This is a genomic window from Streptomyces capitiformicae (assembly GCF_002214185.1).
Taxonomy (GTDB): Bacteria; Actinomycetota; Actinomycetes; order Streptomycetales; family Streptomycetaceae; genus Streptomyces; species Streptomyces capitiformicae.
In genome coordinates this window covers 3,466,620-3,490,342 of the sequence record NZ_CP022161.1, presented here as the reverse complement: position 1 = coordinate 3,490,342, position 23,723 = coordinate 3,466,620, and the positions used below count along the sequence as shown (strand labels likewise).

17 protein-coding genes, 2 tRNA genes and 3 pseudogenes are annotated in these 23,723 nt (G+C 69.9%); 16 read left to right on the top strand and 6 right to left on the bottom strand.

Translation table 11 applies throughout. The features are described 5' to 3' along the window. Nucleotides 1-24 precede the first annotated feature (24 nt). The 3 genes from CES90_RS15485 (at nt 25) to CES90_RS15475 (ending at nt 3,102) form a co-directional block, all read left to right on the top strand. Complete coding sequence (locus CES90_RS15485) at nt 25-1,233, top strand: argininosuccinate synthase-related protein (protein WP_189782886.1); 1,209 nt, start codon at nt 25-27, stop codon at nt 1,231-1,233. Nucleotides 1,234-1,351: 118 nt separating this feature from the next. After that, nucleotides 1,352-2,083: a 2OG-Fe dioxygenase family protein gene (locus CES90_RS15480; RefSeq protein ID WP_189782887.1), complete on the top strand. Its 732-nt coding sequence runs from the start codon at nt 1,352-1,354 to the stop codon at nt 2,081-2,083. A gap of 50 nt (nt 2,084-2,133) precedes the next feature. After that, nucleotides 2,134-3,102, top strand: a complete 969-nt coding sequence (locus CES90_RS15475; RefSeq protein WP_189782888.1) for a DMT family transporter — start codon at nt 2,134-2,136, stop codon at nt 3,100-3,102. Here CES90_RS15475 and CES90_RS15470 read toward each other — a convergent pair. Next, a complete protein-coding gene (locus CES90_RS15470; protein ID WP_189782889.1) occupies nt 3,037-4,029 on the bottom strand; it encodes a helix-turn-helix transcriptional regulator in 993 nt (330 codons plus the stop codon). The genes CES90_RS15475 and CES90_RS15470 overlap by 66 nt on opposite strands. A 293-nt stretch (nt 4,030-4,322) precedes the next feature. On the opposite strand from CES90_RS15470, the gene CES90_RS15465 reads away from it, so the two are divergent. The 3 genes from CES90_RS15465 to CES90_RS15455 all read left to right on the top strand — a co-directional run bounded on the left by CES90_RS15465 (nt 4,323) and on the right by CES90_RS15455 (nt 5,990). Continuing rightward, nucleotides 4,323-4,463: a hypothetical protein gene (locus CES90_RS15465; RefSeq protein ID WP_189782890.1), complete on the top strand. Its 141-nt coding sequence runs from the start codon at nt 4,323-4,325 to the stop codon at nt 4,461-4,463. A 4-nt stretch (nt 4,464-4,467) separates the two neighbouring features. Further along, entirely contained in the window at nt 4,468-5,280 is an 813-nt protein-coding gene (locus CES90_RS15460) for a type 1 periplasmic-binding domain-containing protein (RefSeq protein WP_189782891.1), read from the top strand. A 594-nt stretch (nt 5,281-5,874) separates the two neighbouring features. After that, a tRNA-Ser gene (locus CES90_RS15455) sits at nt 5,875-5,990 on the top strand. A gap of 149 nt (nt 5,991-6,139) precedes the next feature. On the opposite strand, the gene CES90_RS15450 is transcribed toward CES90_RS15455, so the two are convergent. Both CES90_RS15450 and CES90_RS15445 read right to left on the bottom strand, forming a co-directional pair. Beyond that, entirely contained in the window at nt 6,140-8,014 is a 1,875-nt protein-coding gene (locus CES90_RS15450) for a glycoside hydrolase family 15 protein (protein ID WP_189782892.1), read from the bottom strand. 32 nt (nt 8,015-8,046) lie between these two features. After that, entirely contained in the window at nt 8,047-9,123 is a 1,077-nt protein-coding gene (locus tag CES90_RS15445; protein WP_189782893.1) for a medium chain dehydrogenase/reductase family protein, read from the bottom strand. Between the two features lie 211 nt (nt 9,124-9,334). Here CES90_RS15445 and CES90_RS15440 point away from each other — a divergent pair. Beyond that, a tRNA-OTHER gene (locus CES90_RS15440) sits at nt 9,335-9,412 on the top strand. Between the two features lie 512 nt (nt 9,413-9,924). Here the strand turns inward: CES90_RS15440 and CES90_RS15435 are convergent. Beyond that, a complete protein-coding gene (locus CES90_RS15435; RefSeq protein ID WP_189782894.1) occupies nt 9,925-11,235 on the bottom strand; it encodes a cytochrome P450 in 1,311 nt (436 codons plus the stop codon). Between the two features lie 369 nt (nt 11,236-11,604). Here CES90_RS15435 and CES90_RS15430 point away from each other — a divergent pair, with 369 nt between their 5' ends. The 7 genes and pseudogenes from CES90_RS15430 (at nt 11,605) to CES90_RS15405 (ending at nt 18,887) form a co-directional block, all read left to right on the top strand. Then, on the top strand, nt 11,605-11,772 hold the full coding sequence (locus CES90_RS15430) for a hypothetical protein (protein ID WP_189782895.1): 168 nt from the start codon (nt 11,605-11,607) through the stop codon (nt 11,770-11,772). A 119-nt stretch (nt 11,773-11,891) separates the two neighbouring features. Then, nucleotides 11,892-14,300, top strand: a complete 2,409-nt coding sequence (locus tag CES90_RS15425) for a DUF6624 domain-containing protein (RefSeq protein ID WP_189782896.1) — start codon at nt 11,892-11,894, stop codon at nt 14,298-14,300. After that, nucleotides 14,297-15,553, top strand: coding sequence for a hypothetical protein (locus CES90_RS15420; RefSeq protein ID WP_189782897.1), 1,257 nt, complete (start codon nt 14,297-14,299; stop codon nt 15,551-15,553). The genes CES90_RS15425 and CES90_RS15420 overlap by 4 nt, the downstream gene beginning before the upstream one ends. After that, on the top strand, nt 15,550-16,824 hold the full coding sequence (locus CES90_RS15415; RefSeq protein ID WP_229913795.1) for a cupin-like domain-containing protein: 1,275 nt from the start codon (nt 15,550-15,552) through the stop codon (nt 16,822-16,824). The genes CES90_RS15420 and CES90_RS15415 overlap by 4 nt, the downstream gene beginning before the upstream one ends. After that, complete coding sequence (locus CES90_RS15410) at nt 16,796-18,157, top strand: lanthionine synthetase C family protein (RefSeq protein ID WP_189782898.1); 1,362 nt, start codon at nt 16,796-16,798, stop codon at nt 18,155-18,157. Before CES90_RS15415 ends, CES90_RS15410 begins: the two co-directional genes overlap by 29 nt. A 53-nt stretch (nt 18,158-18,210) precedes the next feature. Continuing rightward, nucleotides 18,211-18,350: pseudogene (locus CES90_RS49540) on the top strand (XRE family transcriptional regulator); the annotation flags it as partial. After that, a pseudogene (locus CES90_RS15405) lies at nt 18,347-18,887 on the top strand (GNAT family N-acetyltransferase). The pseudogenes CES90_RS49540 and CES90_RS15405, both read left to right, overlap by 4 nt. A 57-nt stretch (nt 18,888-18,944) precedes the next feature. On the opposite strand, the gene CES90_RS15400 reads toward CES90_RS15405, so the two are convergent. Both CES90_RS15400 and CES90_RS15395 read right to left on the bottom strand, forming a co-directional pair. Then, entirely contained in the window at nt 18,945-20,084 is a 1,140-nt protein-coding gene (locus CES90_RS15400) for an SRPBCC family protein (protein ID WP_189782899.1), read from the bottom strand. Between the two features lie 6 nt (nt 20,085-20,090). Then, a complete protein-coding gene (locus tag CES90_RS15395) occupies nt 20,091-20,675 on the bottom strand; it encodes a hypothetical protein (protein ID WP_189782900.1) in 585 nt (194 codons plus the stop codon). 306 nt (nt 20,676-20,981) lie between these two features. Between CES90_RS15395 and CES90_RS15390 the strand changes: the two are divergent. Then, a pseudogene (locus tag CES90_RS15390) lies at nt 20,982-21,787 on the top strand (hypothetical protein). A 316-nt stretch (nt 21,788-22,103) separates the two neighbouring features. Continuing rightward, nucleotides 22,104-23,147, top strand: a complete 1,044-nt coding sequence (locus CES90_RS15385) for a fatty acid desaturase family protein (protein ID WP_189782901.1) — start codon at nt 22,104-22,106, stop codon at nt 23,145-23,147. Nucleotides 23,148-23,723: the final 576 nt, after the last annotated feature.

The window sequence follows — 23,723 nt, the reverse complement described above, 5'->3', positions numbered from 1 at the left end:
ACCAGTGCAGAGGTTGGAGAGGCCATGCGTTCCCCGCTCATACGTTCCTTCTCGCAGCTCGACTCCCTGGATCCGGACCGCCCCGTCGTGACCCTGTTCAGCGGCGGACTCGACAGTTCGTATCTGCTGCTGCGGCTGCGGCGGATGGGCATCCGCGAGGTGCACGCCGTGAGCGTCGACATCGGCGAGGACGAGTCCAGTACCTACAAACGCCAGGTGGCCGAAGCGCTCGGCGCGACGATCCACATCCTCGATCGGCGTGCCGAGTTCGCCGACCGGTACGTGGCTCCCGCGATCGCTGCCCAGGCCGTCTACCTCGGTATCCACCCCGTCAGCTCCACGCTGAGCCGTCCGCTGATCGCCCACAGTGCGGTCGAACTGGCGCGTGTGCTCGGCGCGCAGGCCGTGCTGCACACCGCCAACCGCTCCCAGAACACCCTGCGCCGCCTCAACGGGGCGCTGGCGCTGCTCGGTTACGAGGGCAGGTTCGGCAGCCCGTACGACCTCGATCCCGTCACTCGCGACGACAAGCTCGTCGAACTGCGCGCCGCCGGCATCGATCTGCTCGCCGGGCGGATCGTCAGCGGCGACTCCAACCTGTGGTGCCGCGAGTTCGAGTCGGGCATCCTCGACGATCCCGAACTCCACGAGGTCCCCGAGGAGATGTATACCTGGAGCCGGCCGATCGCCCTCCCCGGCGACACCGACACCCTGACCGTCACCTTCGAACACGGGCTGCCCGTCGCCCTCGACGGAGACCCGCTGCCGCTGACCGGGCTGATCGACCGGCTCAACCGTCGGGTCGGCGCGTACGGACTCGGCCGCTACTCCGGACTGGAGCACCTCGACCACGGCGAGAAGGTCCTTGAAATCCGGGAGATGCCCGCCGCCTGGCTCCTGCTCAGCAGCTACCGGCACATCGAGAGCGCCTGCCTGGACGCCGAACTCATCCGCGAGAAGCGGCATCTGGAGCAGGTCTGGACGCGGGAGGCCCTCGAAGGCCGCTGGTTCGGCGAACTGCGGCTCGCCACCCAGGTGTTCGTGGACGCATGCGCCGCCCGCACCACCGGGTCCGTGACCTGGCGGCTGCGCACCGGCGGCGCCGACACGCGCTCCATCACCGCCGGATCACCGCTCTATCTGCGCGACCGGGAGGCGTGGGAGGAGCGGGCGATCAGCACGGAGTCGGCGCCGTTCGCCCGTGCGGCCGAGGCGGTTCTCGCCACCGTCTGAGTCTCCTTCTCTCCTCCCTTCTCGCCTCTCCTCTTGTCTTCTCTTCTCTCCTCTTCTCTTCTCTCCTCTTCTCTTCTCTCGTCTTCTCTTCTCTCGTCTTCTCTCTACGGAGTAAGCCATGACCACTGCCGCCACCCGTCACCCCGCCGCCGTCGACGCCGTCCACGCTCTCGCCGGACCCGGCGGCCATCTGATGCCCTCCGCCCGGCTCTCCGCGCTCGCCGGTGTCGACGCCGCCGACTGGACACGCTTCGCCGCCCACTGGGACGAGCTCACCCTCGACACGTACATGGCCGACGGAGGCACGTACCGTTTCCGCCGCTACGGCCAGTTCGAGCTCGACCCGGCCGCGGGCGAACTCACCCTGCTCCCGCACGCGCCGTATCGTCAGGAGTCGGACATCAATCCGCTCAACGGCGGCATCGAGCGGATATTCGACCCGCTGACCGAGTCGTTCGCCGGTGACCCGCTGCTGCGTTCCGTCCTCGTCGAACTCGGCCGGATCTTCACCGCCGTCGACGGCACGGCGTCGTGGAACGTGAAACTGCACCCGTACCGCATCAGCGCCTCCGCGGACCAGCAGGGCCAGCCGGCACCCGAGGGCCGGCACCGTGACGGCGTCACCTTCATCACCTCGCTGCTGATCGGCCGCAGCAATGTCACCGGCGGTGAGAGCGGCGTCTACACCGACGAGGGCGAACACCTGCTCACGGTTACCCTGTCCGAGCCCGGTGACCTGCTGCTGGGCGACGACCGCCGCACGCTGCACTCGGTGACCCCGGTGCAGCCGGTGGACCCCGAACTCGCCGCCCACCGCGACGTCCTGGTGATCGCCTACACCGCGCGCTGAGCCGCCGCACCACCCCCACACCGCACCGTCCGCCGCCCTAGGAGTCCCCCATGACCGTCAATGCGGCCCGCCGCGCCTGGCTGACCGATCTGCCCGTCCTGCTGGTCGCGGTGGTGTGGGGCTCCAGTTATTTCGCCGCCAAGGACGTCACCACGACGCGAACCGTCCTGGCCGTGCTCGTCCTGCGGTTCGCCGTGGTGCTGCCGGTCCTGGTCGTCACCGGGTGGCGCAAGCTGCGGGCGCTCGAGGGGGCACAGATACGGGGCGCCGGCGTCCTCGGGCTGATCCTGGCCGGCATCTTCCTCCTGGAGACGTACGGCGTCGTGCACACCTCGGCGACCAACGCCGGGCTCATCATCAGCCTCACCATGATCTTCACGCCGCTCGCGGAGAGCCGGCTCACCGGCACCCGGCCCTCCCGGTCGTTCGTCGCGGCCGCGGGGCTCTCGGTGCTGGGTGTCCTGCTCCTCACCCAGGGCGCCGGGTTCAGCGCACCGTCCCTCGGCGATCTGCTGATGCTGGGCGCGGCTGTGGCCCGTACGGTGCACGTCCTGGCGATGTCGCGCATGCGGTCGGTACAGGGCGCGGACGCGCTGTCGATGACCACGGTCCAACTGGGCAGCGCTGTCGTGGTGTTCGCGCTGCTGTCCACGGCACCCGGCACCGGCAGCACCCCGTGGACGGCCGCGGCGGACTTCGACGCCGGGGACTGGCTCGGACTGCTCTACCTGTCGGCGTTCTGCACCCTGTTCGCGTTCTTCGTGCAGATGTGGGCCGTACGCCGGACGTCGCCCTCCCGGGTCAGCCTGCTGCTCGGCACCGAGCCGGTGTGGGCCGCCGTCGTCGGGATCGCACTCGCGGGGGACCGGCCGGGATGGCTGGGGCTGCTGGGCACCCTCCTCGTGCTCGCGGGCACGGCGTGGGGCCGCAGCGCGGCCGCCCCGCGGCAGACGTCAGTCGTCGAGCCAGCCGAGCCGGACGGCGCAGACCCCGGCCTGGAAGCGGCTGGCCGCGCCTAGCCGTTCGGTCAGCTCGGAGACCAGGCGACGGACCGTACGCTCGGAGACCCCGAGCTTGCGGGCCATCGCCTCGTCGGTGAGTCCGCCCCCGAGCATCCGCACCAGCTCACGGTGGCGGCCGGTCGGGTGCCAGTCACCCTCGGGGCTCTCGGTCGCGGACTCGGTCAGCACGGCGGCACTGGCCCAGCAGTGCTCGAAGATCCCCCGGAACACCCCGACCAGCGTCTCGCTGCGCAGCACGATGGCGGCGATCTCCCCGTCCGCGGTCTGGGACGCCGGCACGATCGCCAGCGAGCGGTCCACCACGATCAGCCGCAGCGGCAGGGTGTGCGCGGTGCGGACCTGGGCGCCCGCGCCGTTCAGCCGCCGCAGATAGGCCGTCATGTGCGGAACAGCGGCCGCCGAGCCCAGATGGATCGTACGCATGCGTATGCCGCGGCCCAGCACGAGCCGGTCGCGTTCGAGCCCCGCCTCGACCATCTCGGCGGGCAGCGCACGTCCGGGGTGCAGCGAGAGCACCTCCTCCTCCGCCCGCTGCGAGGCGTCCTCCAGGGCGGCCGACACATTGGCCACACCGGTCACCACGTCCATCTGCACGGAGGACAGCTCACGGGCGTGCACCGGCTGGAAGTCCGCGACGACCTGGGCGAGCGCGGAGCGTGTCTGCCGGACGGCGGTCAGCAGGGCGTTCGTGTGCTGCTCCTCGTCGAGGAGCAGATTGCGCAGCGCGGTGTCCGGGGCAAGCGCCGTCCAGCCGTTGCGGTTGTCCGAGGACGGCACGAACAGGCCGAGCCGGCCGAGCAGCCGGAGCGCCTCGGCGAGCTCCGTCCCGCTCCAGCCGCGGCTCTCGGTGAGGGTCTCCGGGCACCAGGACGCGTTGTCGAGAGCGAGACGGTAGAGCTCCTGTGCTCGCGCGCGTGCGTCCACCTGGAATCGTCCCCTACTGATTCACGAGCGCTGTCCCCCTGAAGCGCTGCGGCGGGGATCTTAGGCACGGTCCATCCGACGGAAAACCCGCAGTCCGCGATACGGACAGCCGGACGATCCCACGCCATGCCCCGGCCGCCGTCCGCCCCTGGCCATGGCCGGTCCCGGAACCCCCTCCGGCATAGCCGCGGATGGCCGCGCCGGAACATGCTGATCACACAGCGTTCGACGCTGAACACGCATTCAACACCCACCGAACGACGACCTCCAGACAACCTTCCAGGGGGACCTTCATGTCTGCTTCTCACCTAGTCCGTGGCCTGTTCGCGGTTCTCGCCACGACCCTCGTCCTCGGTGGCGCGCAGAGCACCGCGACGACCGGCACCGAGGCCCGGGTCGTCGCCGCGAGCAGCGACTCGCTGATCTGGGGCTGACCCGATGACCAGGCCGAGCGTCGCCGTCGTCGCACCGCTGACCGGTCCGCGCACGGCCTGGGGAGCGGCCCTTCTCGACCAGCTGGAACGGATCAGAGCGGCCCGTCCGGACGCCGCCGAGTGGCACGTGCACGACGAGACGCCGGAGGTCGCCCGTACCGTCGCCGACGCCGGATACGCGGCGGTCGTCGGCCACACCGACGCGGAGGGCGTCCGCCGAGCCCTGCCGGTGTACCAGGCCGCCGGGCTCCCCTGTCTGCTCCCCTTTGTACGGGCCGGGGCGTCCGCACTGAGCTGGGCACCGGACGGGGACGCGCTGGCCCACACGATCGTCGAGGGAGCGATGGCCCTGGGCGTGAACGCGCTCGCCGTCACCCAGGACGAGGAACCCGGCTGGACGGCGCTCGGGCTCGCGGTCACCAAGGAGGCCGGGAGGGCGGGGCTCACGCCGGGCCCCGGTGGCGCACTGGCGGTGCTGGCGCCGCAGGACCGGTTCGCGCGCTTCGCGCGGGGTGCGGGTCCCGTCCTCACGCCGACGGACTGCGGGCTGATCTCCTTCGCTCAACTGCGCCACGCGGCATCGGACCGTGAGGTGTGGGCCGTCCACCCCCAGATGTGCGCGGTACGCCGGGCCAAAGCCGCCGTCACAGCACTCGCGCAGGCACTGTCCGAGGCTCCCGCACTGCGCGGAACAGCACTGACGGACGCCGTACGAGCCCGCTCGGGAGCCCTGCTCACCACCGAGGGAACCCCCCTGGGCGACGGCTGGCTGATCTCCCGACTGCCGTGGGCGTGCCCGGCGAGGAACCCACTATGAACGACGAGACCTGTCGTCCAACCGAAGTGGCTGGGTACGCGAGCAGTGACGTCGTTTCGACAGTGGTGCGGGCGCGCAGTGCGGGCCGGGCTGCGGCCTCGGCGATCGCCAGATCCGCCCGGGGAGCAGGCTCTTGTATATGTCGGCCGTGATGGTGATCGCTGAGCACGACCTCGCAGACAGCCGGGGGCAAGCAACTCCAGCCCCTCGAGGAACTCCCCGTCCAGATCATCGAAATCGGAGCCGAACGCGAGGCTGGCCGAGCCCTGCGCGAGGCCCTGGTTGCGTCGTCGAATCCGGCCGGGGCATTGATCCTGCGGCGGCTCCTGGCATGGCTGACAGCCTCCGAGTGAACATCTCGGCAATCACTGAGAGCGCGGGTCGATGCCCGTCACCCGCTCCACAGGGAAGCGCGGGACCTCCAATGCCGACCACCGCCTCAAGACGGAGTAGCGGCCGTCCTGCAACCTGCAGCAGATCACCAGCCAAAGCAATGGATCCTCGCCGACACGGCTGACCGTCAAGGCGGGACGCGTGAGCGATGCGTGAGCGGACTGCCGTGTACGCGCAATCCAGGACCGGACAGTGCGACATGCCGCGTGGTGCTGATCAGCAGGAACAGCACCACGCGGCGCGGTCCATCACACTCGATCACGGATTCGATCCCGCTCCTAAAGCGGGTGTCGCAGGTTCGAATCCTGCCGGGGGCACAGTGAGAAGGGCCAGCTCAGGAGACGTTTTCTCCCGGGCCGGCCCGCTGCCGTGTTCGGGGTCGTGCCACACGCGTGCCACCACAGCTGCGTGGAGCCCTCCCTGTCAGACTCTCGTGAGGCATGAGGACAATCGAGCCCGCCGACGCTCACCCGAGTCGGCGGTCGAGGTTGTAGGCGGCGCTGATCAGCGCCAGGTGCGTGAAAGCTTGGGGGAAATTGCCGAGTTGCTCGCCCGTTGGGCCGATCTCCTCCGAGTACAACCCCACGTGGTTCGCGTAGGTGAGCATCTTCTCGAAGGCCAGCCGCGCCTCGTCGAGTCGGCCGGCCCGGGCGAGCGCTTCCACCCACCAGAAGGAGCACATCGAGAAGGTCGCCTCATCGCCGACGAGCCCGTCGGGCGACGCGTCCGCGTTGTAGCGGTAGACAAGGCTGTCGGAGACCAACTCCGCGGTGATGGCGTCGAGCGTGGAGATCCAGCGCGGGTCGGTGGGCGCGACGAACTTGCACAGGGGCATGAGCAGCAGGGAGGCGTCGAGCACGTTCGTGTCGAAGTGCTGGACGAACGCCCGGCGGTCGGGGTTCCAGCCGCGCTCCATGATCTGGTTGTAGATGCTGTCCCGGACCGCCGTCCAGCGAGGGAGGTCGGCGGGCAGGCCCCGCTGGCGGGCGATCCGGACCGCGCGCTCTACCGCCACCCAGCTCATCAGCCGGGAGAACGTGAAGTCACGGCGACCGCCGCGGGTCTCCCAGATCCCCTCGTCGGGCTGGTCCCAGTGGTCCATCAGCCACTCGAGATTGCGGGTGAGCTCCATCCAGCCGTCGTGGTAGAGGGGCCGCCCGTACTTGTTGCAGAGGTAGACGGAGTCCATCAGTTCGCCGTAGATGTCGAGCTGCAGCTGCGTCGCCGCACCGTTGCCGATCCGCACCGGCGCCGAGCCCATGTAGCCCTCCAGGTGGGAGAGCTCCACCTCGGGCAGGTCCTCGCGCCCGTCGATGCCGTACATGATCTGCAAGGGACCCGACTCGCCGTAGTCGGCCGCGTGGCGGAAACGCCGCTCCAGCCACTCCATGAACGCGCCGGCCTCCTCGGTGAACCCGAGCCTGAGCAGCGCGTAGAGCGAGAAGGCGGCGTCGCGCATCCACGTGTAGCGGTAGTCCCAGTTGCGTGCGCCGCCGAGCTCCTCCGGCAGGCTGGTGGTGGGGGCGGCCACGATCGCGCCGGTGGGCGCGTACGTGAGCAGCTTGAGCGTGAGCGCCGAACGGTGCACCGTCTCGCGCCAGCGCCCGCTGTAGCGCGAGCCGCGCAGCCAATGCCTCCAGAACGCCACGGTGGCCTCGAACTCGGCGGCGATGTCGGCATCGGAGGACGCCGCCTGCGTCTCGCCGGGCCGCACGCGGTCGAGCACGAAGGTGGCCGTCTCCCCGGCTCGTACGGTGACGCTCGCGCGGACGTCGCCGCCGCCCACGATCTCGAGCGGGCAGCGCGTAGAGAGGCTGAGCTCAAGCTCGGGAGAGCGGAAGAGCGCGCCGTGCGGGGTGAGTTCGACCTCGTGGCGGGCGCGCGCGTAGTCGAAGCGTGGGGCAACATCGACGACGAAGCGCATTCGCCCGCGCACGGCGAGCACCCGGCGGATCATACGGTGGCGGTGCGCCGCCTCGCCGGTACGCGGCGGGGGCATGAAGTCCTGCACCTCTCCCACACCGTCCGGCATCAGGAAGCGCGTGATGAGGATGTTGGTGTCGGGGAGGTAGAGCTGTTTGGAACTCCAGCCGTCGCAGTCGGGCGCGATACGGAACAGGCCCCCGCGGTCGGCGTCGAGGATCGCCCCGAAGACGCTCGGCGAGTCGAAGCGCGGGCAGCAGTACCAGTCGATCATCCCGTCGGTGCCGACGAGAGCGACGGTGTGCATGTCGCCGATCAGGCCGTGCTCGGCGATGGGCAGGTAGCGCGCCCGCGATGCCTGCCGGGCTTCGCCGGACGAGACCCCCTCCACTCGGCCAGCAGGGCCGTCGCGCACCATCGGCGAGCGTCCTCCTCGGCCTCAGCCTCGGTTTACGGCACGAGCACGAGCTTTCCCTTCGCCGCCGAGCGTTCGAGCATCTCGTGCGCTCGACGAGCCTCGGACAGCGGCAGGCACTCGGCCACGGCCGGGTGGATCTTGTGCTCACGGAGCAGTTCGAGCAGCGCGCGGAAGTCCTCCCGGAACCGGTCCGGGTCGCGGGGACCTCCCCCCACGGAAAGCGCCGGGTGACCACCGGCCACGGGAAGCACTTGGCGGTGATGTCCGTGCAGTTTCTGGATCCGGTAGGCGAGCGCCTGCCGACGGGGCGAGAGCAGGCTCCAGAGCCAGACGGTGCCGGTCGACGCGTACCACTCCGCCCACGCCCGCCAGTTCTTGTGCCCGTGCTCGAGCGTGGCGTAGTGGCCGTACACGACAAGGCGTCCGCCAGGCCGCAACGCGCGGAAGGAGCGCAGCGACACCGCGCCGCCGAGCCCGTCGAGCACGACGTCCACGCCTTTCCCGGGGAGCTCGCGCACCCGCGCCAGGAAGTCCTCGTTGCGGTAGTCGATCGCCACCGCGCCGAGCCGTTCGACCGCGGCGCGGTCGCGGGCCGATGCGGTTCCGTAGAGGTGAAGCCCAGCGGCCGCTCCGAGTTCGAGGACCGCGGTGCCCACCCTGCCGGCCGCACCGTGCACGAGCACCGTCTCGCCGCGTTTCACCCTCGCCACGCGGTGCAGTAGCTGGTAGGCGGTCATGTAGGTGAAGACGAGGTTCAGAACCTCCGCCGGGTCGAGGTTCTCGGGCACCTCGACCGCCTCCGCCTCCGGCACGCAAACGCGCTCCGCGTCGGCGCCCCACACCGTCAGCGCACCGATGCGGTCCCCCTCGCGCAGTCTCGAGCAGCCAGGACCGAGCTCCTCGACGACGCCGACGAGCTCGTAGCCGGGCGTGAACGGCGGCTTCGGTACGCCGAGGTACGTGCCAGCGCGAAGCTGGGCATCGGTGAACGACACGCCTGCGGCCAGCACCCTGACGCAGACCTCACCCGGCCCCGGCCGCGGATCGTCGTCCTCCACGACCCTCAGGACCTCGGGGCCACCGAAATGATCAACAACAACCCGTTTCATCTCTTCAGCCTAGGCAGGCCGCACTGTCCTCGCACCTGATCGATCTTGTGGCTCAATACGATGCGACCCGGGCTGAGCCGGGTCCCCGGCAGCACATGGGACAGAGGTCGGCAGAGCGGAACGGATCCAGCACACATGAGGCCGGGAAACCCCACGAACAAACGAGAACCACGGAGGGGTGATTTCCCAGGCCAGACACCACCAGGCCGACGTCTCCGCAGGTCACAGCCCCGCCCAGAGAAAACTCCTAAAGCGGGTGTCGCAGGTTCGAATCCTGCCGGGGGCACCAGCCAAAAGGCCCCGGACCGATCATGGTCCGGGGCCTTTGACATCCACTTCTGACGTCAACGGCAGTGATCACTGCCGTTGAGGGCGCCTCCACACCGAGCTTTCGGCAGGCCCGCCTGAACCGCCGCGAGCAGTACTCGCCGCCCCTGCCCGTGTACATGATTACGCCGCGCACGTCGCCGCCGCGAGTGGCCGCGGCCATGTTCAGGGACGCGACGACCCCTCCGCGTCGAGATCGCCGACCACGTGAAGTGACGGCAGGCGCGGGAGGCGTCCCGGCCGTCAACGGCGCATACGACCGCTCAGCGCGGGGCCGTTTTCCGGCTCGCGATGCCTCGACTTGGCCGTGAGCATCAGCAGGCTCGCTCCGGCCGCGCCGAGGTGGTTCAGGCCGGAGTGCCTCCACCCGTACAGGCCCCAAACCGGTGCCCTGCCGTCTCACGCATCCGTCGGCCGTCGACGGTCAGCGGGCGCAGCACGACGAGAGGCGCCCCGAAGGAGACCACCGGCCGGTCACCGAGCCGGCGTCGGATCCCACCGCACTCGCAGGCGTCTCGGGGCGAGCACGCTCTCGTAGGTCGGGGTCAAGTCGACATCACCCACGATCTCGACGGTGTACTGGGTGGCCAACAGCGCGACGGCGAGGGTGAGTTGGAGAAGGCCGAGCCGATAGCCGGCGCAGATCCGGGCGCCGCCGCTGAACGGGATGTAGGCGCGGCGGGCGCGGCGCGCCGGTAACTCGTCCAGCCAGCGTTCGGGCCGGAAGCGGTCGGGGTCGTCCCACCAGCGTGCGTCGCGCTGGAGAAGGTACGGGCTGAATATCAGTTGGTCGCCGGGGCCGACGCCGTACCCGGCGACCTTGGCGGGGAGGGCTACGTCCCGGGTCATCAGCCAGACCGGTGGGTGCAGCCGCAGGGATTCCTTGACCACGGCGGTGGCGTACGGCAGTTCGCCGTCCATGCCGCGAGCGGCGGCCTCGGCGCGGATGGACCCCAACAGCCCTTTCCGGGTGGCGAGTTCGGCCAGCAGCCAGGTGAGCGCGGCGCCTGGGACCACATGTGTGCCGGTGATGATCATCTGGAGGGCCGCCCTCGCGTCCTGGGCGGAGGCGTCGGCGTCTGTCAGGAGCGCGTCCAGCAAGTCGGGATCACCGTGCCCGCCTTCGCCGCCGCGCCTGCGTTCTTCGACGGCTTCGGTCAGCACGCTCGCGAGGGAGCGTACGGACGCACGGGCGCGGTGGGCGGCCGAGCCGGGAACCCAGGCGGGGACCGGCAGGGTCGCGTTCAGGACGCCGGTGAGCCGTACAGCGGCTGTCGCGAGGCGGGCGGGCAGTGCGTCGGGGACCTCGGCGAGGCAGTAGGCGAGCGCCGCGCGTGAGCACAGTCCGGGAGCCTGGTCGACCGCGTCCACCGGACGCCCGGCGAGGGCGGCCAGGTCGGCGCGGATCCGCTCGCGCATGCGGTGCGCCCCGGCCGAGGCCGCGCGTGCCGTGAGCCCGGCCCGGCCGGCCCGCCGTCCCCGCATCCACAGTGCGGTGATCTCGTCGGGGCTGCTGCGGAAGCCGTCGAGGATGTCGCGTCCGGTGTGGAACGCGCGCCCCGTCTCGGTGAGAACTGTGTGCACCTCGTCCGGGTCGCCGAGGAAGACCGCGTTCCGCCCGAACCGGAACGTGTCACCGCACCGACCGACCGCCTCCGACAGGAATCTGACGGGGTCCTGCTCGTACGCGTAGGCGTCCGATGCCCGCCATGCCGCGCCGGACGTACCGGTAGCCCACGGTATGAGTTGCTCCGGCTGCTCATCAGCCGAGTCGACGACCGCCATCACGCCCCTTCGCGCTCTCCCGGCAGCACTCCAGGGACCGCACGGCGGCGGCCCCTGGAGTTCCTTCACCCGTGGACGGCCGCAGTGCGTGGCCGGAGCACGCTCAGGTCGGGTACGGGTAGAGGTAAGTGCCGCGCATCCTGCCCAGGCGATGGCGTACGTACGACGTGATGCGAGCCATGCTGCCTCCCGGAAATCTTGGTTTGTCGACCGGATCAGTTTGTGCGACCTGAATGATGCGGGCTGGAGATCGCCGGAATTCGGCTGAATCTGATGGCGGGCGTGGCAGACAGGGCTCTCTTGACATGGCTGCTCCGCCCCCATGTACTGGGCCGCGGATCCATAACTCAGCGCGGGAGGAGTGTGTTCATGCAGGCTGTCGATGAAAAGGTCCGCGTCGAGGCGGACCAGAGCGCCGATGAGGTATTCGACCTGGTGATCGGCGAATTGGAACAGGAAATTCCGCCCCTTGCATCCCCGACGAATTCGGGCAGCGGTACCTCTTGTGGTTCGTGCGCGACCATCTACTGCTGTTGATGCGTGCCGGGTGGTACCGCTGACATCGGCACCACCCGGATCGGTCTCGCGTCCCGCAGCAACGAGTCGAGAGGGCGGCCTTGTCGGATGCGCCGGCGGACATCGATCCGCTCTGGGAGATGCGTGCCCCTGCCGACGACGCCGGTCAGGACGTTCCCGCCGAACTTCCGCCGGTGGCAAGGCGATTGATCGCGGCCGTCCGCGAGGGCACCGCGGGCGGGCTGTTCCCACCGGTCGTCACGGCAGGCCCGGAGGGAACGGTCACGGTCGACCGGCTGCTCGGTGGCGCGGCGGACGCGCGAATGCTCGCGCACGCGCTCGAGGACCGGCGGTTCGCGCCGCTGCTCGCGTTGTTGGATCGGTTGGACGACTGCTGTGTTTCCGCCGCACGGAACTATTCGGCCGTCGTCGCCACCGGAGTCCTTGACATTACCAACGCCGAAATTTTCGGACCGGTCGTGTCCGAAGCATTCGTGGCGTGCGCGACCGGGCGGGCACACTATGCCCGCGACCGGGTGGCGGAATGGGCGGCGCGCTGCGAGGCGTTTCTGACACTCTTCCTCGACCGGTTGCTACGGGATATGAATACCTGCTGGCCCGAGGATCCGGCGTATCGGGGACCGGTCGTCGGATTGTGGGTCCACGGCGAGGAAACCCACAACGGCCGCCAACGGGTGGTGCGCCTCGACTGCGCCGGCGGTGGCCGGGTCGCTTACAAGCCGCGTCCGGCGTCCGGCGAGCTTCTGTTCACCGCGTGCGGCGCGGCCGACTCGCCGGCGTCCCTGTTCGAACTGCTCAACAACGCGCCCGCGGCGTCCGGTGAGATCCGGCTGCCGGTGCTCTCGTGCTGGTCCGGCGCCGACCAGGGGTATCTGTGGCAGGAGTGGATCGAGCCGCCCGCACAGTGGGGGCCGATCCGCACGTCCGGGCCGTGGTCGCTGACCGGCACCCGGCTGACCCGGCGGGAGGCGGCGCGCTTCTGGCACCGGACCGGCTCGCTGACCTCCGCGACGTTCGCCTTCGGCATCACCGACATGATCGGCAGTAACGTGGTGACCGGGAGCAGGCCCGGCGAGCGCGAACCGCTGCTGTACCCGATCGATCTGGAGATCTACTTCTGCCGGATTCCCCGGCTCTACGACACAGGTCTGCTGTACGACCCGACCGCCGAGCTCGACCAGCACCACGTCGGTCTGGAGAACACCCCACGGTGGTGCTCCGCCGAGGGCCCGCCGGTGTGCTGGCACGCGGAGCCGACGGGGGCGCTGCGCCTGTACCGCCGCCGCCGTCCCTACGCCAGGGACGAGACGAGGAACGTAGTCGCGGACACCGAGGGGCGGGTCGGGTACGGCCCCTACCTGCCGGCGATGCTGCGCGGCATGTTCGACGCCTGGACCTTGATGTGCCGGCAGCGGTCGGCGATTCGGCAGTTCCTGTCGACCGCCACCGCCGGCCACTACGTCCGGGTGCTGCGCCAGCCCACGTTCCGGTACTTCGACGCTCTGGTGCCACGCTGGCTGTCCGGCGGCGGCGCCGCACCGGTCCCCGCCGAACCGGACGTCCACTTCGACCGGGCGGAACTCGACCAGCTCCGACGCATGGACGTGCCCTACTTCGTCCGTTCGCTGGAGGGTGGGCCGGTACTGCGGGTCGAGCCGCCGCCACTGCCGTTCGGGACGGCCCGGGTCGCGGCCCGGCCGGAACCTGAGGGCGGCTGGCCCCCGCTGCCATCGCTGCTCGAGGGCGCCAACCTCGAACTCGCCGGTCTCGGAGTGGCACTTCGGGACGCGGTGGAGCACGTATTCGACGACGTGACCGAGCACGTCGTCACGGACGAGTCGCTGGGCGTGCGGCTGCACCTGCAGAGTCCCGCCGAGGGCCAGGTCGGCTTCGACTGGCCGGAGGTGGGCAGGCGGGTCACCTACATCTGGAACCGGGAGAAGGTACGGCTGCGCATCGACGCGGTGGACGCGCCGGACGTCCCGGCCGAGCCGGCGCCCGCCGGGGAGATCCGGCGCCGGCTGCTGCGCCTCGACCGGCTCGACGGTGCCCTCCGGATGCCGTGGGCGGAGGGCGGCATGGTCGACGGCGCCGCCGAGCGCCGCCTGCGGACCCTGACCGACGCCGGCATCGCGTGGCTGTCCGAGGTCGTGGCCCAGCACGGGTGGCCGGGGCGCACGATGGTCGGTGCCGCGGCCGCCGCAGCCGCGAGTCGCCTCGTACAGCACGCCAGAGATCACCTGGACTTCCGTCGGCACTGCCTCGAGCTGATGCGGCAGGCGGCGGCAAACGGTGATCTCCCATGGCGCGAAGTCGCGTCCCTGACCGACGAGTTGTGCCTCGCCGACGGGCTTCCCCAGGTGTACGGCACGAAGTTCGAGCCGGTGGCCGGGAAGCTGGTGCCGTACCGGATCGAGGAGCCGGGCGACGTGGACCGCCGGCGTGCCTCGATGGGCATGGAGCCCCTGGCGGAGTACGCGGACCGGATTCGGCAGCGGTTCCCCCTGACGCGGAGGGAGGCATCATGACCACGTTGACCCACGAGGTTCGGCAGGCGCCCGATGACGTCGACTGGGCACTGTTCGGGCAGCGGTACTGGGAAAGGCGGCCCACCCGGCTGTCCGCCCGGCCACCGGTGGGCCTCGACCGGATCCACGCGCTGACCGTTCAGTCGTGCGCCCCGTTCCGCGCCGGCACCCGGTTCTGGGTGATGCCCGATGTCCGGTTCCTGGTCGGCGACGGCCGGCTCCGCGCGCCGGGCACACTGCTGCCGGACACCACCGACCGCACCCTGGAGGACTACCTCGACCGGCTGGACGTCGACGTGTCCCGGCAGGGCTATCTGCTGACGATGCGTCAGCCGTTGCTCCTGGACTTCGCGCTGTGGTCCGCGGTACGTGACGCGATCCGCGGGCTGTGGCGGGCCGTCGGCTGGCCGAACCTCCCGGTGGAAGCCGAGGTGCTGATCGGCGACCGGTTCACCGAGCACGCCGGCGCGACCGAGGCACCGACGCACGCGGCACTTACCTGGGTGCTGCGCGGGCGGATGAGCGTACGACTGTGGGATGAGCGCGGCGGTCCCCCACCGGCCGCGATCGCCGACCCGGACCGGGACCCGGACGGCGTGCACACCTTGAGTGCCGACGCCGGAGAGCTGCTGTACTGGCCGGGCGACCGGCGGCACGTCGACACCTATCGCGAGGGGTGTGTGGCGCTGCGCCTGCTGATTCCGGTCGACCGGAGGCTGCCGTTCACCACCTTGCGGGATCTGCTCGCCGAGCTGGTGCACGGTCGGCAGGGCAACGACGAGACGGTGCCGTACTTCCCGTTCGGTCCCGGATCCCGCGTCGACGAGCAGGGCGGGGTGTTGCACCGTCTGACCGCGCTCGGCGACGAGTTGCGTACGGTCGCGGACGGCGAACAGCTTCGCAGGATGCTGCGGGTCCGCTGGGCGGCGCTGCGTTCCGCGGCCGGTCTCGAACCGATTCCGGTGCCGCGCGAGGGCATCCCGATGACCCGTCGGACCCGGATTCGCCGGTCGGGCGAGATCGTCCGGATGCCCGACGGGCCGGAGCGCGAGGTATGGGCGGTCAACGGGAACGTCTTCACCCTGCCGACAGCCGCGAGCGACCGCGCGTTCGCCGCACTGCGCGACGGCGAGGAGACCGGCGTCGCCGACGTGTGCCGAGCTCTCGGCGATGACGACACGAACGTGCTCGCGCTGCTGGACAAGCTGTACCGGCTGCGCGGCATCGACGTGGTCGAGGTGCCTGCGCGATGACCGAGCTGACCGAGCTGACCGACACGGCCGAGACCGCCGAGACCGCCGAGACCGCCGCGCTGACGGTGACCACCGCGACGTCCTTCGACTGGGACACCTTCGTCGACCGGTTCTGGGACCGGAAACCCGTGCTGTACAGAGGGGTTGGCGGCGCACCGTTCGCGGAGGCCGAGGTGTTCGAGACCGCCGTGCTCGGCAGCAGGCCGCCGCATCCGCTCGCCGTGCCGGGGAACGTGCAGTTCCTCGTGGAGCGGCGGCAGCAGACGCAACCACGCGACTATCTTCCGGAACTGTCGGACCGTTCGTTCGACGGCTACGAGCGGCGCATGGCCGACCGGTTGAACCGGCAGCGTTACGCCCTTGTGGTGCACCGGTTCCACTCGTTCTCCCATCCCTTGTGGGCACGCGCGCAGCGGTTCTACGCCGGTCTGTGGGAGCGGGTCGGTCAGCCGACGCACACCGCGGGCTCCACGTTGTTCCACGGCTCCTACGAGCACAGCCCGGTCGGCGTGCACCAGGATCGCTTCGCCACCTTCATGTTCTGCGTGCGGGGCACCAAGCGGATGCGATTCTGGGCCGAGCGCCCGTGGTCGGATCCGGTGCACACGATCCTCGACTACCAGCCGTACCTGGCGTCCTCGTTCGTCGCCGAGGTCGAGCCGGGAGATCTGCTCTACTGGCCGGCGCGGTACTACCACGTCGGGGAGAGCGCCGGCGACGCACCGGCGACGAGTGTCAACGTGGGCATTCCCCGCCGCGAGCACCGGCCGTACTATGAGGTCAAAGACCTGTTCCGGGGCACCGAACCGGTGGCGTCGGCCCCGTTGTTCACCCCGGATGCCGGTCCGGACGGGCGGCTGGCCGGTGCGTTGCCCACGGCCCTTGCCGACGCGGTGGACGCGTTCGCGGAGTGTCTGAGCGAGGACCGGTTCGCCGATCGGGCCACCTCTCTGGCCCTGCGTGTCAGGACGGCGGGCGGATTCTGGCCGACCCGGCCGCCCGCCGGGCTTCGCCCGCTCGACGACGACACCCCCGTCCGCGGGTGCGCTCCCCTGCTGACCGCGCCCGGCGACGGTGCCCGCAGGTTCGCCGCGAACGGCAACGTCTCGTCCGGCACAGCCGGCGCCGCGGCCCTCGCGGTCCTTGACCGGCTGAACGCCGGCGAAGTGGTACGCGTGAGCGACCTGCCCGTGCCCCAACGCGACGAAGTTCGCCACCTGTTGCAGGAGTTGGAGAGTTTCCGTGCCGTCACCCGCACCCACACCGACTGACCGGGCGCCGGCCCACAGAGAGGCGGCCGCCAGGATCGTCGCCGAGATCGCCGACCGGCTGGCGGAGCCCGACCGGGTGGCCGGGATCGCGGGCGCGCCGGACAACCTGATGCGTTATCCGGGCAACCCGCAGCCGGTGTGGGATCCGCTGCTGCTCTCCGACGGTCACCCCGGAGTCGGGCTGCTGTTCGCGGAGTTGGCCGCGGGAGCGCCGGAGCTGCGCGGTCGGGCGCACGCGCACCTGTCCGCGGCGCTCGGCAGCGGGATCCGGCTGCTGCCGCAGTCGCTGTTCGGCGGCATGGTGGCGCTCGCGTTCGCCGGGCACACCGGGGCCACCGGATTCGGCGGCTACGCCACGATGCTGGCCGGCCTCGACCGGCACATCACCGACCAGATTCGCAAGCGCGCGCGAGCCGACCGGGAGCGGGTGCGCACCGGAGAGCCGATCGGCGCGTGGGACCGCTACGACGTCCTCGGCGGCACCACCGGCATCGGCCGCTACCTGCTGGCCCGGTACAAGTCGGCGGCCGAGCCGGCCGTGCGGCAGGCGGCGGGGCTCGCGCTGACCGATGTGCTGGAGTCACTGGTGGCCGTGGCGACCGCGGACGACATCGCGCGCCACGGTACCCGGCTGCCCGCGTGGTGGATCACCGATGGCCTGGAGCACGGGCTCCCCGAGCATGCCAACTTCGGTCTCGCACACGGTGTCTGCGGGCCGCTCGCGCTCCTCTCGGTCTCCTGGCGGGCAGGGTTTCGGGTGGACCGTCAGGACGAGGCCATCGAGCGGATCATGGCGCTGCTGTCCCGCTGGCGCACGACCGACGAGGACGGCCCGCGCTGGCCGCACCTGGTCACGGCGGCACACATCGAGAGCGGGGAACCGCCGGAACGCGGGCGGGATTCGTGGTGCTACGGCGCCGCCGGTGCGGCGCGTGCCGTGTACCTGGCCGGCGCCGCCCTCAACCGTGCGGACTGGCGCGCCGACGCGGATACCGCCCTCCGTGGTGCGCTGACCGCGGCGAGCGACGAGCTGATCCTCGACTCCGCGCTGTGCCACGGCTGGGCGGGCCTGCTTCAGATCGTGCTGCGCATGGCACACGACAGCGCCGACCCGAGCTACCACGCCGTCGCCGACAGGCTGGCGGTGCGGGTGATGAGCGGGTTCGACCCTGCGGCGCCGTTCGGTTTCCGCTACCGCCATCCTCTGGCGCCACGCGCTCTCGACCGCCCCGGCTTTCTGGAAGGAGCCGCGGGCGTCGCCCTCGCCCTCCACACCTACGCCACGGGGAACGTACCGGCGACGTCATGGGACAGCGCCCTGCTGGTGAGCTGATGTCACGCGACGGCGGTCCCCTCGAGCTCGACCATCGATGTCCGGCATGCCGCCCCGCCGACGCCGCTACCCGGCACGCCCGGGTAACGCGCATGCTGCAGGAGGTCGGGCTGCGCTGCTGGCCACCGCTCCGGGGAGCTCCACCGTGCAGACCTGGACCGGGCACACCGCCTCCTGGAGGATGGCCGCATGACCACGGCGCCCGCCATCGAACTGCGCACCTTCACCACCCTCGACACCGTCCGTGGCGATCTCCTCGACGTGTACGCCGATGTGCGCCGCCCCGCTCCTCCACCTGCCGAACTACGCGGTCACCGCGTTCGGTGAACGCCTGGACCGGCACGGCACCGAGCCGGGGTTCACAGCCGTCCTTGCGTACGCCGACGGACATCCGGTCGGCTACGCGTACGGCAACACCATCGGGCACGGCGGTCGCTACCGGCAGCGCACCAGCCCCAGGCCGGCGGAGAAGTACACCGAACGCCCGGCCGTGGCCCTGAAGGAGATCGGCGTCCGGCCGACCTGGCGGAAGACCGGCACCGCCCGCCGTATCCATGGCGCCCTCCTCGCCACCCGCAACGAGCCGTTCGTCACCCTCATGGTCAACCCGGCTGCCGGGGACGGAAAGGTCCACGCGCTCTACAAGTCGTGGGACTACGAGGACAGCGGACAGAGCCAACCCTCACCGGCCTCACCTGTCCTCACCGTGATGATCCGCGCCAACAGCTGACCGGCCGCGACAGCACGGAGCCTCAAGGGAGTTGCTGGCTGGCTACGGTCATCACGCTCACCTGGCCTTCACTGAGGGCCGCCGACGCCGATGGCTAGCCGGTTCTTCTTCCTCCGCCTCGGGCTCTTCTTCCTCCTCCTCTTCCTCCTCCTCGTCACGCGGCTCCTCTTCCTCTTCCTCCGCCTCTTCGAATTCGTCCTCGGGCTCCTCTTCCTCCTTCTCTTCCTCGGCCTCTTCGAATTCGTCCTCGGGCTCTTCTTCCTCCTCCTCTTCCTCCTCCTCGTCACGCGGCTCCTCTTCCTCTTCCTCCGCCTCTTCGAATTCGTCCTCGGGCTGCTCTTCGCCCTGTTCCTCCTCGTCCGCGGCCTCCTCGTCGCGCACTTCCTCATCGCTGCGCACCACCTCGCCGTCGCGCACCTCGCCCCGCCACCCCTCGACCTCCTCGGGGTGCAGAAGTACCTGGCTCATGGCGTGCCGACGGAAGTGCTTCAGTTCGAGCCGTGCCCTGCGGCCCTGGGCACGCCAGATGTTCCCGGTATGCTCGAACATGCCCTGCGGGTGGTACTGCAGAACCAGCAGGATCCTGGTGAGGTGCGGCCCGGCCTCATGGAAGGTCACCGCCCCGTCGACATGGCCCTTGTCGCCCCTCGACTTCCAGACGATCAGCTCGTCCGGCACCTGCTTGATGACGGTCGCCTTCCACTTGCGGTGAGAGAGGAAGATCTGCGCCTTCCAGTTCGTTTCGGTCTCGGATTCCTGCTCGACGTCCTCCACCTTCTTCATGAAGTTGGGGAAGTCCTCGAACTGCGTCCACTGGTTGTAGGCGTCGGAGACGGGAAGGCCCACGTCGATCTGTTCAACGATGTTGACGACCTTGAGCTTCTTGTTCTTCTTGTCACCGCCGCCCAGGGCGCCGGACAGCGTCTCCTTGACCTTGTCCTTCGCCTGGGAAAAGGCGCCGCCAACGGCGGACTTCAGGAAGTGCTTGCCCCCCGCGAGCGCCAATTTGGATGTGAGACCGCCACCCAGTCCCCCGCCGTGAGCCAGATCCTGGACCTTGTCCGTCATTTTGGCGGCTGCTCGCTCTCCGAGGGCGGCGAGGAGGTTCTGCGTTTCTTCCAGCAAACGGTCGGTAGGCAGTTCTTTGGTCAACGTGCCCAGGCCGCCGGAAGTCTGACCGTCGGTTCGTTCAGCCATACGTCATCACCCTCGGCCTCGCTGTGCGGACCCGCCACTACCGGACGACCCGGAACTCGCGGTCCTGCGACTACTGGCGGTCTTGCGGCTCGTGCTCTTACTGTTGCTCCCGCGGGTCTTCTTCTTGTCCGCAGCGGGAAGGGTGGCCCGCGTCCTCGTACGGCCGCCGCTGGGGGACCGGGTCTGCGCAGAGCGCCCCTTCTCCCGCTGCTTGGGCTTTTCGGCCGGCTCTTCCTTCTCTTCTTCCTCGCCCGGCTCCTCGTCTTCTTCCTCGTCGCGCGGCTCCTCCGCCTCCGGTCCGGCGCGAAGCGACGAGGCTCGTCGTTGCATCCGGTCGCTCAATGAGTCGATGCGACTGCCGACCGCAGCTACGGCGGCCGTCTTGCCCGCCGACAGCAACTCGTCACGCAAAGTCTGCGTGAGCTTGTTGACCTCGGGGGAATTCAGGAGTTTTGCCCCTATCCCGCCGCCACCAGGACGGAGGCGACTGCCCGCCGCTATGCCGGCAAGCGGCAGCGCCCACCGCAGCTTGTGCGAGCGTCCGAGGAAGTAGGCGCTGGCGAGGGCTACTGGTACCTGGCCGTTCTTCATGGTGTCTGTCTCCTCCTGCATCGGATCGATGCACTGCCGGAGACCCCGCACTCGCGTCGGATCGTTTCAGACTCTGGCCACGTGTTGCCTGCGAGGTCTTCCCGAGGCGTCCCGACTCTCGTTCTGCCACCTCCCGACCCCTCCCACAGAATGCACACCTATATCCGATTATTCAGCATTAGTCATGTTTGTCACGCACAGGCCCACAGAGGGCCTCGCGTCGTGTGGATCGCCGGGCCGGCGGACGGGCCCCTCCACGGCAGGTCAGGCCTGCCACCACACCTGGAGAAGAAGAGTGAGAGGCCAGTGACCGAGGCGTGGACGCAGGCAGTACGAAGCCAGCTTGGCCTGGGCCGGCTGCTCCCGCTCGGCGGGCCCCACGACGGGACGTGGATCACCGAGCAAGCGGCCGTCCAGGCCCTTGGGCGCACTGCCGCCGAGGTCCCCGGTGTCCGGCTGGAGTCTCTGCGCATCGGGTCGGCGCCGCTCGAGCCCGTGTACGAGCCGACCGTCCGTCCGCCGGCCGGCGCACTACCGCCTGGCCCGCTCACCATCGAGGCCGCCTTCACCGCATCCCTCGTGCGGCCGCTGCCGTAGACCGCCGACGAATCGAGAGCACACTGCTGGGCGCGGCCACTGAGCGGCTCGGGCTGGTTACGGTGACGGCTGACATGCGCGTAACGGATCTCCGTGAGGTCCCGGAGGCAGGCATGACGTCTCGGACCGCGGCGACGGCCATGAGGCCCACGCCGGAAGCTGCGGCCGCGCGGAGCTCGCCCCCGGTGACCGGAACAGGGTCCATGCGGGGACTCGTCGGGGAGCTGGCGGACGTCGCAGCGGGTGTGCCGGGCGTCGCCCGCCTCACCGCCGTGCTGGGCAGCCGCCCGGTCAGGGTGGAGGACCATGATGATCCACCCGGCCGACACATCGAGGTTCACCTCGCGGTCGGCCCCGGACACCATCCGTTGCAAGTCGCCCGCGCCGTCCGGGAGGCGGTGGCCGAGGCAGCCACCACTGACACCCCGCGCCCGGTCACCGTCGCCGTCCTCATCACGGAAACCGCGGCCAGGCGACGGACCTCGCCGGTCACCGTGATGAGTGCCCCTCAGTGATCAGCCGGCACCCCTTCACCGGCCGTCCCCGGTTCTTCCCTGAGAGTGCGCGGACCGCTCCGCCTGCCCTGCCCTGCCCTGCCCTGCCCTGCCCTGCCCTGCCCTGCCACGGTATGAGACCTGCCTGGCAGGGAACCCGCATATAGACGAAGGGCCTGCGCTGCCGCCGACAGACGAAGCAGACGTCATCCTTGCTCCGAGGCCGCGCGATGTGCATCCGCCACGGCGGAAGCGCATCCCTTGTCTGTGGGCCGGTCTCAGCAACTCTCGAGGCGGCGCCTGACCATCTGCCTCCTTCGGAGAGAGTTTCAGCAACATGACCACAAACACCACGGTCCACCCGCCGCCCTCGGGGACGTCCGGCAGTGACTTCGCCCGGTTGTCGAGAAAGATCGCTGATGCCGGCCTGCTGGGGCGCCGTCCCGGCTATTACGCAGTGCGGATCACAGTGGTGGTCGCGCTCTACGTCGGTGGGTGGGCCGCCGTCGCGCTCATCGGCGACAGTTGGTGGGCGTTGACCGTCGCCGGCTTCCTGGCCGTCGTCTTCGGTCAGGTCGCCCTGCTCGCCCATGACGCGGCCCACCGTCAGGTGTTCCGCCGACGCCGGGCCAGCGAGGTGTCCGGACGGATCGCCGGTGCGGGTATCGGGATGGGCTACGGGTGGTGGCAGGACAAGCACACCCGCCACCACGCCAACCCCAACCATGAGGAACTCGACCCCGACCTCGACCCCAACCTGCTGGTCTGGTCCCAGGACCAGGCCCGGGCCGCCAAAGGTCTCCCCCGCCTGATCGGCCGCTGGCAGGCGTTCCTGTTCTTCCCCCTCCTCACACTGGAGGGCTTCAACCTGCACGTGTCGAGCGTGAAGGCGCTGGCCAATCGCTCACTCAAGCACCGAACGCTCGACGGCACCCTGCTGTTCGCGCACTTCGCGGCATACCTGGCCGTCCTGCTCTGGCTGCTGCCGCCCGGTATGGCGATCGCCTTCCTCGCCGTCCACCAGTGCCTGTTCGGCGTCTACCTCGGCTCCCTCTTCGCGCCCAACCACAAGGGCATGCCGATCCTGACGGGCGAAGACCGCCCGGACTTCCTCCGCCGCCAGGTGCTCACCTCACGCAACGTGCGCGGCGGCAGGTTCACCGACATCGCACTGGGCGGGCTGAACCACCAGATCGAGCATCACCTGTTCCCCAGCATGCCCAGCCCCAACCTGCGCAAGGCCCGGCCCATCGTCAGGCGCTACTGCGAGGAACTGGGCGTGGAGTACGTCGAGACCGGGCTGCTCACCTCCTACCGGCTGGCACTCGCCAGTCTCCACCAGGCCGGAGCACCACTCCGGCACGCCCGCGTCCCTGCCTAGAGACGTGCCGCAGCCATCGGAGGCAGTGATGTGGTCACGGCCAGCACGCACCGGTCCAGGAGCGCGGCGATTCGGCACTTGGTGACGACTTGGAGAACCTGGCGGCGAAGATCTCGCAGGACGCGAGTCCCTGCTGCGCCTCCTGGCGGAACTCGATGTTCCCGCGAAGCGCTGCAAGGTTTGCGGGGCATGGCCAAGCACTGGAAGGCGCCGTCGCGGAGCACCGCGAAGAGCACGTCGGCTCCTCGTCGGACGGGGCCGGGCAGAACGGATTCAGCACACATGAGGCCGGCAACCTCCGTGAACACGTGAGAACTACGGAGGGGCATTTCCCCAGGCCAGGCACCGTAATGTCGACGTTTCCGCAGGTCACAGCCCCGCCCAAGGAAACCTCCTAAAGCGGGTGTCGCAGGTTCGAATCCTGCCGGGGGCACACGACTAAGGGCCAGTTCAGAGGCTTGATCCTCTCGAACTGGCCCTTTTCCATGACCACGCCGTGCCACGCCCGTGCCACAAAGTCCACTAGGAATCCACATCACCCTGCGCTTTGCGGATCATCAAGGCACCCGCCGCGCA

Bases quoted from the DNA above. Each gene is read 5' to 3' on its own strand.
- CES90_RS15450 (WP_189782892.1), bottom strand. From the start codon at position 8,014: ATGGTGCGCGACGGCCCTGCTGGCCGAGTGGAGGGGGTCTCGTCCGGC.
- CES90_RS15475 (WP_189782888.1), top strand. From the start codon at position 2,134: ATGACCGTCAATGCGGCCCGCCGCGCCTGGCTGACCGATCTGCCCGTC.
- CES90_RS15435 (WP_189782894.1), bottom strand. From the start codon at position 11,235: ATGGCGGTCGTCGACTCGGCTGATGAGCAGCCGGAGCAACTCATACCG.
- CES90_RS15465 (WP_189782890.1), top strand. From the start codon at position 4,323: ATGTCTGCTTCTCACCTAGTCCGTGGCCTGTTCGCGGTTCTCGCCACG.
- CES90_RS15395 (WP_189782900.1), bottom strand. From the start codon at position 20,675: ATGAAGAACGGCCAGGTACCAGTAGCCCTCGCCAGCGCCTACTTCCTC.
- CES90_RS15485 (WP_189782886.1), top strand. From the start codon at position 25: ATGCGTTCCCCGCTCATACGTTCCTTCTCGCAGCTCGACTCCCTGGAT.
- CES90_RS15385 (WP_189782901.1), top strand. From the start codon at position 22,104: ATGACCACAAACACCACGGTCCACCCGCCGCCCTCGGGGACGTCCGGC.
- CES90_RS15415 (WP_229913795.1), top strand. From the start codon at position 15,550: ATGACCGAGCTGACCGAGCTGACCGACACGGCCGAGACCGCCGAGACC.
- CES90_RS15445 (WP_189782893.1), bottom strand. From the start codon at position 9,123: ATGAAACGGGTTGTTGTTGATCATTTCGGTGGCCCCGAGGTCCTGAGG.
- CES90_RS15425 (WP_189782896.1), top strand. From the start codon at position 11,892: ATGCGTGCCCCTGCCGACGACGCCGGTCAGGACGTTCCCGCCGAACTT.
- CES90_RS15460 (WP_189782891.1), top strand. From the start codon at position 4,468: ATGACCAGGCCGAGCGTCGCCGTCGTCGCACCGCTGACCGGTCCGCGC.
- CES90_RS15400 (WP_189782899.1), bottom strand. From the start codon at position 20,084: ATGGCTGAACGAACCGACGGTCAGACTTCCGGCGGCCTGGGCACGTTG.
- CES90_RS15420 (WP_189782897.1), top strand. From the start codon at position 14,297: ATGACCACGTTGACCCACGAGGTTCGGCAGGCGCCCGATGACGTCGAC.
- CES90_RS15430 (WP_189782895.1), top strand. From the start codon at position 11,605: ATGCAGGCTGTCGATGAAAAGGTCCGCGTCGAGGCGGACCAGAGCGCC.
- CES90_RS15480 (WP_189782887.1), top strand. From the start codon at position 1,352: ATGACCACTGCCGCCACCCGTCACCCCGCCGCCGTCGACGCCGTCCAC.